This is a genomic window from Acidithiobacillus sp. TH-A36, from assembly GCF_057473445.1.
The window spans coordinates 1-11513 of sequence record NZ_JBYCKP010000074.1; the positions used below are offsets into that span (position 1 = coordinate 1).

15 protein-coding genes are annotated in these 11513 nt (G+C 47.3%); 10 read left to right on the forward strand and 5 right to left on the reverse strand.

The features are described 5' to 3' along the window. The 3 genes from fliA to AC2VLY_RS01820 form a co-directional block, all read left to right on the forward strand. Positions 1–711, forward strand: a 711-nt coding sequence (fliA, locus tag AC2VLY_RS01810) for an RNA polymerase sigma factor FliA (protein WP_486892061.1), incomplete at its 5' end; no start/stop codon positions are given. Between the two features lie 12 nt (positions 712–723). Continuing rightward, positions 724–1467: a flagellar motor protein gene (locus AC2VLY_RS01815; protein WP_486921681.1), complete on the forward strand. Its 744-nt coding sequence runs from the start codon at positions 724–726 to the stop codon at positions 1465–1467. Positions 1468–1478: 11 nt separating this feature from the next. Beyond that, positions 1479–1634 (forward strand): hypothetical protein, encoded by a 156-nt coding sequence (locus tag AC2VLY_RS01820; RefSeq protein WP_193650667.1) that lies wholly within the window; start codon positions 1479–1481, stop codon positions 1632–1634. Here the strand turns inward: AC2VLY_RS01820 and AC2VLY_RS01825 are convergent. Together AC2VLY_RS01825 and AC2VLY_RS01830 are read right to left on the reverse strand one after the other, a co-directional pair. Then, positions 1613–3175, reverse strand: a complete 1563-nt coding sequence (locus AC2VLY_RS01825; protein ID WP_486892060.1) for a sensor domain-containing diguanylate cyclase — start codon at positions 3173–3175, stop codon at positions 1613–1615. The genes AC2VLY_RS01820 and AC2VLY_RS01825 overlap by 22 nt on opposite strands. A 70-nt stretch (positions 3176–3245) precedes the next feature. Then, a complete protein-coding gene (locus tag AC2VLY_RS01830) occupies positions 3246–4127 on the reverse strand; it encodes a GGDEF domain-containing protein (protein ID WP_486921682.1) in 882 nt (293 codons plus the stop codon). Positions 4128–4269: 142 nt separating this feature from the next. On the opposite strand from AC2VLY_RS01830, the gene AC2VLY_RS01835 reads away from it, so the two are divergent. Genes AC2VLY_RS01835 through motB form a run of 4 tightly spaced genes read left to right on the forward strand, consistent with a single transcriptional unit; the run spans position 4270 to position 7087 of the window. Then, positions 4270–4704 (forward strand): flagellar protein FliS, encoded by a 435-nt coding sequence (locus AC2VLY_RS01835; protein WP_300249579.1) that lies wholly within the window; start codon positions 4270–4272, stop codon positions 4702–4704. A 39-nt stretch (positions 4705–4743) separates the two neighbouring features. Next, on the forward strand, positions 4744–5253 hold the full coding sequence (locus AC2VLY_RS01840; RefSeq protein WP_486892058.1) for a flagellar basal body-associated FliL family protein: 510 nt from the start codon (positions 4744–4746) through the stop codon (positions 5251–5253). A 13-nt stretch (positions 5254–5266) separates the two neighbouring features. Beyond that, positions 5267–6127: a flagellar motor stator protein MotA gene (gene motA, locus AC2VLY_RS01845; RefSeq protein ID WP_193650672.1), complete on the forward strand. Its 861-nt coding sequence runs from the start codon at positions 5267–5269 to the stop codon at positions 6125–6127. Positions 6128–6133: 6 nt separating this feature from the next. Beyond that, positions 6134–7087, forward strand: a complete 954-nt coding sequence (gene motB / locus AC2VLY_RS01850; RefSeq protein ID WP_193650673.1) for a flagellar motor protein MotB — start codon at positions 6134–6136, stop codon at positions 7085–7087. 123 nt (positions 7088–7210) lie between these two features. Here motB and AC2VLY_RS01855 read toward each other — a convergent pair whose 3' ends face one another. The 3 genes from AC2VLY_RS01855 to AC2VLY_RS01865 all read right to left on the reverse strand — a co-directional run bounded on the left by AC2VLY_RS01855 (position 7211) and on the right by AC2VLY_RS01865 (position 9652). Beyond that, a complete protein-coding gene (locus tag AC2VLY_RS01855) occupies positions 7211–7570 on the reverse strand; it encodes a hypothetical protein (protein WP_486892057.1) in 360 nt (119 codons plus the stop codon). A gap of 333 nt (positions 7571–7903) precedes the next feature. Further along, positions 7904–8353, reverse strand: a complete 450-nt coding sequence (locus tag AC2VLY_RS01860; RefSeq protein ID WP_486892056.1) for an HDOD domain-containing protein — start codon at positions 8351–8353, stop codon at positions 7904–7906. Between the two features lie 42 nt (positions 8354–8395). Then, on the reverse strand, positions 8396–9652 hold the full coding sequence (locus AC2VLY_RS01865; RefSeq protein ID WP_300249568.1) for an EAL and HDOD domain-containing protein: 1257 nt from the start codon (positions 9650–9652) through the stop codon (positions 8396–8398). Between the two features lie 279 nt (positions 9653–9931). Between AC2VLY_RS01865 and AC2VLY_RS01870 the strand changes: the two genes are divergently transcribed. The 3 genes from AC2VLY_RS01870 to AC2VLY_RS01880 form a co-directional block, all read left to right on the forward strand. Beyond that, the gene (locus AC2VLY_RS01870; protein WP_193650676.1) at positions 9932–10183 is read left to right on the forward strand and encodes a chemotaxis protein CheB; all 252 of its coding nucleotides are present in this window, start codon (positions 9932–9934) and stop codon (positions 10181–10183) included. Between the two features lie 86 nt (positions 10184–10269). Next, the gene (locus tag AC2VLY_RS01875) at positions 10270–10476 is read left to right on the forward strand and encodes a hypothetical protein (RefSeq protein WP_300249563.1); all 207 of its coding nucleotides are present in this window, start codon (positions 10270–10272) and stop codon (positions 10474–10476) included. Between the two features lie 280 nt (positions 10477–10756). Next, positions 10757–11513 (forward strand): flagellar brake protein (locus tag AC2VLY_RS01880; RefSeq protein ID WP_486921683.1); only part of this gene is annotated, 757 nt, incomplete at its 3' end.

Sequence of the window (11513 nt, forward strand, 5' to 3'; positions counted from 1 at the left end):
GCCGCTGATCCATCAGTTGCAATGAGTGCAGATGTCGCCCGTTTCGCACCATTGGTACAGCGTATTGCCCAGCGGGTGTGGGCGCGGTTGCCGGCCAATATTGAATTGGCAGATTTGGTTCAGGCGGGATTGATTGGTTTGATGGATGCTCTTTCTGGGCAGGAAAACAGTGCGGGTGAGGCTTTTGTAGCTTATGCCAGTTTGCGTATCCGTGGCAGTATTATGGATGAGCTACGTAACCAGGACTGGCTTCCCCGGCGTGCGCGGGCCAAGGAGCAATCTATACGCAAAGCCATTACTCGCCTTGAACAGCAATTGGGTCGCGCTCCTGAAGAAGAGGAAGTTGCCGCTGCGCTGGGATGGAATCTCAAAACCTATCAATCTGCTTTGCAGGATACGGGTGGGCAAATTGTTTATCTGGAAGATTTAAGTGCGGATCAGGATGTTTTTGCGGGTCGTTATTTGCGCGATAAAACCCCTGACATGACAGCCATATTGGGTTCGGCGGAATTCGCTCGAGATCTTCAAGGTGGTATAAAAAGTCTTCCCGAGCGGGAGCAGCAGGTATTAGCCCTTTATTATCAGGAAGAGTTGACCCTGAAAGAAATCGGCATCGTGCTTGAAGTCACAGAATCCCGGGTTAGCCAGATTATGCGTCAGGCCATTTTGCGTTTGCGCAGTAATCTGGGTGATTGGAATGATGCTCCGTAAAATGGGTGCTACATGGATTTTTTGACAATAATAGGTCTGGTAGTGGCCTTTGGCGGGATATTTTTAGGGCAATTTATGGAGGGCGGTAAGCTGGGCTCCATTTTGCAGCTTACGGCTTTTATTATAGTCATCGGAGGCACCATGGGGGCGGTGATGGTGCAGTATCGGCTTCCGGTTTTTGTACGTTCTTTGAAAATGCTGCCGTGGATTATTTTGCCCCCCAAAACAGATCCGCAGCCGATCATTCAAGAGCTTCTGGAATGGAGTAATACAGCGCGCAAAAATGGTTTGCTGGCTTTGGAAGGATTATTGGAAAGCGTCACTGATCCATTTATGCGCAAAGGTCTGCAGATGTTAGTGGATGGTTCAGAGCCTGCCAAAATCCGTGCTACCCTTGAAGTCGACATGGATTCCCGCTCGGAGATTGAACGTCAGGCGGCGCGGGTGTTTGAGTCAGCGGGTGGCTACTCACCGACCATAGGTATCCTTGGTGCAGTTTTGGGTTTGATACACGTGATGGAAAACCTTGCCGATCCTGCAAAGTTGGGAGCAGGTATTGCCACTGCCTTTGTTGCCACGATATATGGGGTAGGCTCTGCCAATTTGCTGTTTTTGCCTGTTTCCAGCAAGCTTAAGGGTATTGTTCACCAGCAGAATTATTTGCGGGAAATGATTATTGAAGGTCTGGTCAGCATTGCGGAAGGAGAAAATCCGAAACTCATTGAAGGACGACTCCAAAGTTTTTATGCGGAATAAGGAGCACCCAGATGGCTGATATTCCTTTTCGTCCAGTAGAAACCGGCACTCAACCAGTCCAACCTTTGCGTCCTGTCAGTCAGGATCAAAAGCAAAATTCAAAGTCGCCCAAAACCCTGAAGCGCAAGAAGGGGGAGCCGGGTCATCAAGTGGACGAGTTTGCCTGATCGGCCAGATAAATGCGCTGGCGCCCATCTGTTTTAGCACGATACATGGCCTTGTCGGCGGCAGCTATGCTTTGTTCCTGACTACAGGAATTTTGCCAGAGGCTGATTCCTCCGCTAAAACTGATTTTCAGTGGCTGGTCTTGAGTCTGAAATAACTGCCGTCCCAGTCGGGTTTGCACACGCTCCAGAATATCCAATGCGTTTTCTGGGGTTGTATCGGGCATCAAAATGACAAATTCTTCACCTCCGTAACGGGTGATGACGTCATTGGCTCGCAATGTGTCCTGTAAAATTTTAGCCATTCCCTGTAACACCTGGTCACCCAGATCGTGTCCATGCCGGTCATTGACCTGTTTGAAATGGTCAAGGTCGACAATGGCGACGGTCAGCGGCTGTTTGAGTCGCTGGGCTCTGGCGGATTCGCGAGCAAAGGCGGCGCTCAGCCCCCGCCGATTTAATGTTCCTGTGAGAGGATCTACATGAACCAGCTGACTGATAGATTCCATTTCTTCTTCCAGCTTACGAATTTTTTCTTGGGCAGCGCTCAGACGGTTTTTTGCCTGGATCAAGGTATTTCTTGCTTCAATGGATTGTTTAGTAATGTTTTTGCTGGTATTCAAGACTTCACTGACAATTTTTCGTATTTGCTCCCAATCTGTTGCGCTATCCAGTTCATTGGCCAGGCTCTCCAATTGCTGGTGATTACGTCCGTTTTCACCGGCCATACTTTCGACAGATATCAGCACCAGATTCACGAGATCACGAATGGCCTCGCGGGCTTCTCTGACCTCAGATTTCAGCTTTCCTTGCTGAAAAATCACTTCTTTCACCCTGCTGATCGCCAAATCCAGCTCTTCGTGATTATCGGCAATTTGCACGGCCTGCCGCACAATATCCATTTGTCCAGACAAAAACGCATCATTTTCAGTCAGGTCGGCAACATTTCGCAGCAGTAGTTGCAAAAGTTCCTGTAACCCCTTGCGTATTTTTATTTCTTTTTCGTCCAGCTCCTGCTGGTGATGTAAAAGGTCTCTGGCTAAAGGAAACAGTGCATCCGGTTGAATTTCGTTTTCCTTAAGAAGTCCATCCAGTTGCTCCAGAAGAAAGGTGCTAGACTGGTCATGGTCTCGTATGGAATGCCGGATAACCGTCCTGAATAACTTCTGCCAGATCTCACAATTTACATCTTCAGAAGCATTTTCATTAATTTCTTTGGGGCTGATCTTTACCTGTCGTGTGGAGAGTTTTTCCCATTTTTGGAGAAGTTGATCCAGTTTTATGGCCAGAGTGCTGTTATTTTTTTCTTCCAGAAGCTGGTTTTTAGCCAGTATTTTTTGAAGATGCGATAAACCCGATTGAGATCTTTCCCATTCCGTAGAGAAGCGTCGCATAAGATCTTGCCAATTCATTTCGGGGGTGCTATGGGCTCCTGAAATTTCATGATAGCACTGCGTATAATTTTCGGGGGTCGGTGATAAACCAAGCTCCATAAGGCGGGTAAAGGCTTCCCGCGCAATTTCTGAGGGAGTTTTGTGGGTCATGCTGATAATGCCTTTGGATTCTTGCTACGCTCAAAAGCTATCGTAATGACTTGGTGGAAAAAAGGAAAGGTCAAGGCAGCAGGCAAGCCTGGTTTCGACCTTCATGTTTGGCCTGATACAGTGCTGCATCGGCAATAACAACCCGTTCATGGGATGGCACATTAGGCAGCAAGGGTGTTATTCCAATGGAAATGGTCACCTGAACAGGGGCGTGTTTTTCCAGCGGAAAGGAGGCAGAGGCGATTTTTTGACAAAGTCGTTGGGCAGTAAGCAGAGCGCAACTTTTATGCATTTGCGGAAATATAGCCAAAAACTCTTCGCCACCGTAGCGATATAATCCATCGTACGGGCGCAATGCAGAGTGCAAACGTCGGGAAAGCTCCTTCAGGACAAGGTCGCCGTTCACATGTCCAAAGCGATCATTTAATACCTTGAAATGATCAACATCGAGCATGGCAATAAATGCATGAGCACCACGGTCAACCAAGGCCTGTTCGCGACAGATGTCATCCTCCATACGGCGACGATTAAGCAGGCCAGTGAGTGGATCCACCTCCCCCAAATTTCTACTGAATGCCACAATTTCGTCAAAACATTGGCGCTCAAGGTCCTCGGCGGCATTCATCACCGCAAATAAATCACTGGCAGGTTCCTGATTGAAATTGTGATCTTGCAGTTTTTGCAGGATGTTGTGATAGCTTTTCTGCAGACCCTGCCAAAACACACGACGTCCTTCCGGGACCCGCGATTCCGGTGTATGTAGGGATTGCAGTACGTCCTGCTTAGCTTTTCGAGGTAATGGGCGTCCTTGCATGTGCTCGCGTAGCCAAAGTTGCCAGAATGATTTCCATGCCTCATAAAAATTGACGAGATCAGCCAGATAGGGGCTGCTGTCAACTTGAGAAGCACTATTTTGATGCGCGTATGTTTCAGTTTGTGATCGTGAAGTCATGGCTCACCTCCGTTTGAGATTTTAAAAGCAAAAGCCATGCCATTTTTCGATTTTTCCGGCTCAAGTCTTTGTTGGAAATGCATCCTTAAGTTTTTCCTGAGATGTGCCGTTATCCTGTTTATTACGGGGTGGGAGATTCATTATGCACCATACATCAAAGCGATCTGCGCGTGACCAGACTCTGGATTCAATTCAGGAAACAGATTTTTCACTGATGCAACTTGGTCTGGAGGGCGTTGTAGCCTATTTGCTGCGCATCAAGAACGCCCTCGATCACCGTGATTATGTGGCCAAACGTGTGGCAGTAGAACGCGCCGAACAACTCGTACAACATCTGCTTCTGCATTTAGGAGAAGAAACACAAAAAGCAGTGATTGTGCGCCTGGACCGATTGTATCGTTACCTGCTTCTCAAATTGGCCCACTGTAATATGTTCAATGATCTGGAGTCGCTTTACGCTTGCGAGCCGATCATTGAGGATTTGCGACTGGAGTGGTCTATTGTACACGGAGAACAGAGAGATGAAGATGTCCGTTTTTCCAGGTTAATAGACTTTGATGATATGCTTGCTGGGTAAATTCTACATTATTGAGAAATAGATATAGGCAAGGATGCCATGACAGAAAAAGCAGGAAAAAGTAAACTGATTATAATGTTGATTGCAGTCATTGTGTTGCTGGTGATTGTTGGTGGTGCTGCTGTCTGGTGGTTCATGATGCGATCCACTTCCGCTCCCACCCCTGCACAAATCGCCCAACAACAGGCTCAACAAAAACTCCAGAACACCAAGTTCATTGACCTTGGCTCCCTGGTAACCAATTTACAAAGTGCAGATGGCAATACGCACTACATACAGGTTCAGATTCAGCTGAAAACTTATGAGCCTTCGGTAGAAGCCTCGGTCAAATCGTATATGCCTGAAATCCGTAATGGCATTTTACTGTTATTAAGTGCTCAGAATGCCGATACGGTCAGCCAGCCAGCGATGCGTGATCAACTCCTGCAAAAAATTAGAGAGCAGGTTAATAAAGTGCTGGAAACAGATGGCGGCGCTCTGGCTAAACCGGTACCAGAAAAGAATCCTCCCATAGCGGCCGTTTATTTTGCCAGTTTTGTTGTTCAATAGTGGGATTTAACGCATGTTTCTGATTATTGGCTATGTGATTGCACTGGGTGCCATTTTTGGTGGTTTCATGCTGGAAGGCGGTGCCATCACTGCGCTGATCCAGCCTTATGAACTTCTCATGATTGGCGGCGGTGCTTTTGGAGCCTTTTTTGCGGCGACTTTTCCCCGTACTTTCAAGGCTGTCATCAAATCTCTTCCGCTAGCCTTCAAGGGATCAAAGTACAACAAAGCCATTTATATGGAACTACTCAGTTTGCTCAATGAACTTTTTAGTAAGATTCGCCAGGGTGGGCTCATGTCTATTGAGGGCGATGTTGATGATCCAGCGGCCAGTGAATTATTCAAAAAATATCCGCGTATTGTTGCGGATCATCATGTAATGGAGTTCTTGACCGACTACTTACGCCTGATGATTGGCGGAAATCTTGGCGCATTTGAAATGGAAAATCTTATGGATGTGGATATTGATACCCATCATCGTGAGATGGAAATTCCTATTCATGCCCTGGTTCGTACAGCAGACGGAATGCCAGCTTTTGGTATTGTTGCTGCGGTAATGGGCGTGGTAAATACCATGGGTTCCGTAGACAAGCCGCCTTCCGTTCTGGGTGAGTTGATTGCAGCAGCCTTGGTAGGTACTTTTCTGGGTATTCTTCTGGGTTATGCAGTTTTGTCGCCTTTGGCTTCGCGATTGGAAGATCGGGCAGCTGAGGGGGGTAAAATTTTTGAATGTATCAAGGTGGCGTTACTGGCGACTATGAATGCTTATCCTCCCCAGGTAGCCGTGGAGTTTGGTCGTAAGGTTTTATATTCGACAGAACGTCCAAGTTTTCAAGAGTTGGACAATCATTTGCGGGAGCTCAAGGGGAAATGACACGTCATGGCTGAAGAGGGAAAAAATAAGCCTATTGTCATAAAACGCATCAAGAAAGGAGGTGGTGGAGGACACGGCGGTGCCTGGAAAATTGCTTATGCTGATTTTATTACCGCCATGATGGCTTTCTTTTTGCTGATGTGGTTGCTGGGTTCCACGACCAAAGCGCAGTTACAGGGTATTTCCCAGTGGTTTAAAAATCCTGAGAGGGTTTCTTTGATGGGTGGCCCCGGTAGTGGTTCTTCCAATTCCATTTTGCCTGGTGGCGGCAAAAATTTGACGAAAACTGTTGGAGAAATTCAGCGCGGCGAAAAGCGGCAAAATCTTGCCAGTAATCCGGAAATCATTACAGCTGAAGAAGCGGTGGACCACCAAAACCTGGAGCATTTGAAAAAAGCTTTGGAAGCTCAAATTGCTGGCAACCCTGCGCTGGCCGCTTTTCGTCATCAGTTGCTGATCAATATTACTCCGGAAGGCTTGCGAATTCAGGTGGTCGATAGTGCCAAACGTTCCATGTTTCCAAATGGAAGTACTGTCCTGGAGCCGTATGCCCAGACGATTTTTAAGGCCATTGCACCAACCTTGAATCAATTACCCAATCAAATCAGCATTACTGGGCATACGGATGCCGTACGTTATGCGAATGGTGGCAAAGGTTACAGTAATTTCAATCTGTCGGCGGGACGTGCTAATGCTGTTCGTCAGGTGCTGGTCCAGAATGGTCTGGATGAGAGTAAAATACTGAGAGTAGTCGGCATGGGATCGGCGGTGTTGTACGTACCAAAAGAGCCGGACTCTCCCTTGAATAGACGAGTAAGCATTGTGGTATTAAGTCAAAAAGCAGCATTACGGATTGTTAATAACCAGAAGATGGAAAAAAGTGTGAATAATACCAGTGCGGCTCAACAAGTCATCGGTGGATCTGCCGCATCAGGATGGCATCACCTTCCTCTACCTTGAGCCGTAGCATCTGGAGGCCTTCGCGGTTCACGTGACTGCCGGATATCTTGTCGGTAAATATCTGGTTCGCACGAATCAGGACGCCTGTAAGATGTTTAACTTCCAGCAACACTTCCGGGCCGCCTATTTTCTTCGATCATTTCGTTTCGCTACAAGTAAGGCCTGGTCAGCAAGAATAATCCGTAGAGCATTTTTATATATAATGGTGAATGCTTCGTCTGCAGAAAATGCCTGCAGAGTTTGATAACCGGCAGGCTCCAGGGTGCGTTGTAACAACGCCCGATCTCCGGCCTGGTCATCCACCAGAAGCAGTGGCTTGTTGCGAATATCTTCTTGATCATCTTGTGATCGCATTAATGTATTACGAATTGATTCCAGATTATCAAGTCCTGGGGGATATTGCGGTAATTCAAAAATTTCGGCGATATCTGCCCACTCAGAGAGTACATGGTGAATCATGGCTACAAAGTGCGGCGTATTCATCTACCAGCTTTTGATGTTTTCCTGCAGGATTTCCAGGCTACGATCAGACGCTGGGGACATGGCCCATTCAGTGATATTACGTCCGGCACCGAGAATACGAATAAGCGTATGTAGCCGATCTGGCGCACTATTGGATGCGTGCTCAAGGTCGAAATCAGTACCAGAATTGCAGCTTTAAATGGCCATAACCATGGTTTCCGGGAGTCGCCACTGCCGCATCAGGGCGGCGGTTAAATCGTGACGACTAAATCCGAATTCATTTTTTTCCAGAATTTTCTGTTCGGCAAAACTTAAGTCTTCATTATTGAATATAGTGCTTTTTTCTGGAGCTGTTCAAACCATCATCAGGCTGCCGATTTCACTTAATAAACCAAAAATAAAAATCTCTCCGGCGGGCCAGCTTCCCATTTCTTTCGCCAGGGCCTGCATAGCAATTGCCCGTAATAAGCTGGCTGACCAGAAACGATACAAATCAAAATCAGGAGCGAAAGAAAGCTTTCCATTGATTAAGTCAAGGCCCAGTGCCATGCGAACTACTACTTGCAGACCTATTCGCATCAAGGCTTCATCCAAAGATACAATCGGACGCGTAGGGCGATATATGGGAGAATTGGCGAGCTTGATAGTTTTCGCTACCAAAATCGGATCAAGACGAATGAGGCGCGCAGCTTCGTCCAGGCTTGCATCTTCCTTTTGCAACAACTGCATGAGCGCTAATGTACTTTGCGATGGAGAAGGACAATTTCCTTTATCTAGCTGAGGTAAAAAAGCTTCAATGAGCATGATTGTAAGCATCCTTCTATTGATCAATTCTATATAATGTAATTATTTTAAACTGGAAGACCAGTTCATCGATTCCAGTGATGCAGCCGTGATTTCGGCAAGCGTTAACGCCAGGGTTTGACCAATTTTTTTAACCATGTCCAGATCTCCATGTTCTGCCGCTTCAATAAGCGTCAGTATTGCGCCGTCCTCGCCTTCATGGTTAATGAGAGCCTTGCGCATTTCATCTGAAATTTTCAGTTCACTCAAAAGATCGGCTAATGGCTGCTTTAAATAAACATCCAGAAGAGACAACATGCCAGCGAGAAAGCTACGATGAAGGGCAGCTGGCTGATCATCCAGGACTGGAGATTTTTCTCTGAGAATTTCTGCAAATTTGGCGCGGGTTGTAGCCATAACGAGAACAGATGATTTTTGAGTACCCTTGCTGGCAAACAACAGCAAAGTCAGCCAGCGTTGCAAGGGTTGTCGACCAAGTAAAATAAGAGCTTGGCGGATACTCTCTATTTGCTGACCACGAGTCATTCCAGCAGAATTCAAATAGCGTAAAAGCTGATAGGAAAGACCCGGATCACGGTGGAAGGCTTCTTCAATATCACAGACAGGGTTTTCTTCGAGTAGCAAATTGAGCAGGTCGAAAATGGTATGTTGATTGGAGGTCAGGGCTTTCCCTTTGACGACTTCGGGCTCCATATAGTAGAAGCCTTGAGTGTAATCGACGCCCGCCTCGAAGCAGCGACGCGCCAAAAGGGCGGTTTCAACGCGCGTGGCAACTATTGCCGGTTGTCGGGGAAGCTTGCAGTTTTTAATTTGCCTGACCCGGACTTCCCATTGTTCTGGGGCGTTGCTAAAACAGTCGATCTTGATGAAGTCAACAATTTTGAGTAATGCCAGGTGCCAGGGTGAGGCTTCGAAGCGGTCCAGGGCCAGACGAAAACCCAATTTCTGCAGATGAAGGAGATGCCCGAGGAATTCCCGACTGGGTGCTTCGGTAATGGTGAACTCAGGAATCACCTGACGAGCAGGAAACAACTCCAGGCTTTTCTCATCAAAGTTACTATTGGTAAAATTGATGAAGGCAGGTTTCCCGCCCAGCAGGCTTTCAAGATTGTAGACACTGAATGTTTTTATCAAAACCCGTGCCGAGCAAAGAAAGGGGTCTTCCAGCGGTCCGCTGCTTTCGTTACGCGCAAAAAGCTCATAGCCGATGATCTCATCCTGGCGACCGAGTATGGCCTGCCGCGCCACCAGTTCTTGATCGTCTTCAGGGGGAAGCGAGTTTTGGGAGTTTTGGCTCATTTGGTTACCGCAATCCTTCGCACATGGATGGTACAACAATTAGTCATTTCCCTGGAATCTTCCAACCTTTTTTTGAATGAGCATGGGGCAATCCAGAAAGCAGCACAAGCCGTATTAGCTCCCCCTAAAGTTTTATCGGCACCGTGCCGTATTGATCGGTGATCGTTTTAAATTTGATACAACCATCCAGGATGGATAGATAAATGGCATCGGAAACACTCGTTAATGCCCTCTGGCAAGCTGTTAAAGTCTTGAGTTCTCAGGTGCGATAGTAAGCACATGCGCCTGGTCCGCAGTGGAGGACGTTTTGCCGTTATGGTTTTTGACGGACCTTTAGTCAAACATCATCCGCCTTCAGTGGACGTGCTGTTTCGTTCGGTGGCTCAGGTAGCTGGACGAAATGCCTGGGGCATGATCATGACCGGAATGGGGGCTGACGGTGCCCAGGGATTGCTGGAGATGCATCAGGCGGGAGCCCGCACGATTGCCCAGGATGAATCCAGTTGCTTGATATTTGGGATGCCCAAGTAAGCAATAAAACTCGGTGGGGTCGATGAAGTATTAGTCCTGACTCATATTGCCAGCCGCTTGCCGCGATCCATAGAAGGGGTGTGCTGATGATTACTCCTTCTCAGGACTTGGCTGATGAAGATTTCGTCATGCCGGAACCATTGAAAAAGCTCATTCTGATGTCGCGGCGCATTCAAAAACGACAGCGTATTTTTGTCATGTCAATTTTGCTGGTTTTTTCGAGTCTGGTTGGCCTGACGATTTTTAGCATTGGCGGGAGTCAGTCACCTGCTCAGCCAACTGACGGACTGTGATTTGGTTGCAGAGGGTATTGCTGCTCCTGATGAGCTTCATTTGTGGCTACAACTTGGTGGTCGCTATATTCAGGGATACCTTCTTTCGCCTCCACCGCCAGAAAATGCCTTTTTTACCTGGCAATCTTGCTTGATCCCGCCAGTTCTTCGTTCGGTACGAACGATAGACCTCCAGGATATGGCTGGTCTCTGGCAATAAATTCATTCATAGTCCAGCATTGACGACAGCTATCATGGGTGTTGATAAGATGATGCATATTCTGGATCAGAGCAGGTGTTTATGACGGAACAAATTCATGAAATGCGTCGCCATCTGTTTTCCGAACGTTTTCGTGTTACAGCCTCGGTGAAAGCATCAGGTATCCTGGAAAATTTATTGCGGGAGCATATTTTCTGTACCTTATGGCTGGATGACCAGATCCAGAGTTATAACACGCTGTTGCTGGACATAAAGTCGGAAAGTGAATTACACATTGATGTGCCCTTGAATTTTCCTAAGCAGATTGATGCTGGCTTGCAAGTCACGGTACTTTCCCGGGTAGATGGGGTAATCAGTGGTTTTCAGAGCCAAATATTGCGTCAAGAAGAATCTGGCATTGTTCTGAATTATCCCGATGCGATTTATCAGTTACAGCGTCGTCAGCTTTTTCGGGTGCCTCCCACTATACAGGATCCCGATGAGGTGGAAATTTATCGTCAGGGTGCCTTGATGGTTTCTGGACGTATGCAGGATATCAGTGCTGGTGGAATCCGGATTATGAGTCGCTGCCCCAAGGATCTGCCTTTTCAGCCCAGCGAAATTTTATCTCAGTTGGTATTTAAAATTCGCGACAGTGATCCTTTGCACATGCCGGCAGTTATTCGTTTCGTGGACAATCATGTTGCGGGTGCTACCGGCGTCATTCTGGGTGTGGAGTTTCAAAATCCACCGGCCGCTGACCAGGAAAAAGTGGCCCAATATGTGCAAACCCGTGATCGGGAAATATTGAGGATGCTGGGTATTGGACTGCGCAGTTCAGGAAAACAGCAACCTTCTT

What these genes read in the sequence shown, in the direction of transcription:
- motB (WP_193650673.1), top strand. Translation starts at nt 6,134, where the DNA reads ATGGCTGAAGAGGGAAAAAATAAGCCTATTGTCATAAAACGCATCAAG.
- AC2VLY_RS01875 (WP_300249563.1), top strand. Translation starts at nt 10,270, where the DNA reads ATGATTACTCCTTCTCAGGACTTGGCTGATGAAGATTTCGTCATGCCG.
- AC2VLY_RS01825 (WP_486892060.1), bottom strand. Translation starts at nt 3,175, where the DNA reads ATGACCCACAAAACTCCCTCAGAAATTGCGCGGGAAGCCTTTACCCGC.
- AC2VLY_RS01870 (WP_193650676.1), top strand. Translation starts at nt 9,932, where the DNA reads ATGCGCCTGGTCCGCAGTGGAGGACGTTTTGCCGTTATGGTTTTTGAC.
- AC2VLY_RS01820 (WP_193650667.1), top strand. Translation starts at nt 1,479, where the DNA reads ATGGCTGATATTCCTTTTCGTCCAGTAGAAACCGGCACTCAACCAGTC.
- AC2VLY_RS01830 (WP_486921682.1), bottom strand. Translation starts at nt 4,127, where the DNA reads ATGACTTCACGATCACAAACTGAAACATACGCGCATCAAAATAGTGCT.
- motA (WP_193650672.1), top strand. Translation starts at nt 5,267, where the DNA reads ATGTTTCTGATTATTGGCTATGTGATTGCACTGGGTGCCATTTTTGGT.
- AC2VLY_RS01865 (WP_300249568.1), bottom strand. Translation starts at nt 9,652, where the DNA reads ATGAGCCAAAACTCCCAAAACTCGCTTCCCCCTGAAGACGATCAAGAA.
- AC2VLY_RS01835 (WP_300249579.1), top strand. Translation starts at nt 4,270, where the DNA reads ATGCACCATACATCAAAGCGATCTGCGCGTGACCAGACTCTGGATTCA.
- AC2VLY_RS01815 (WP_486921681.1), top strand. Translation starts at nt 724, where the DNA reads ATGGATTTTTTGACAATAATAGGTCTGGTAGTGGCCTTTGGCGGGATA.
- AC2VLY_RS01860 (WP_486892056.1), bottom strand. Translation starts at nt 8,353, where the DNA reads ATGCTCATTGAAGCTTTTTTACCTCAGCTAGATAAAGGAAATTGTCCT.
- AC2VLY_RS01840 (WP_486892058.1), top strand. Translation starts at nt 4,744, where the DNA reads ATGACAGAAAAAGCAGGAAAAAGTAAACTGATTATAATGTTGATTGCA.
- AC2VLY_RS01855 (WP_486892057.1), bottom strand. Translation starts at nt 7,570, where the DNA reads ATGAATACGCCGCACTTTGTAGCCATGATTCACCATGTACTCTCTGAG.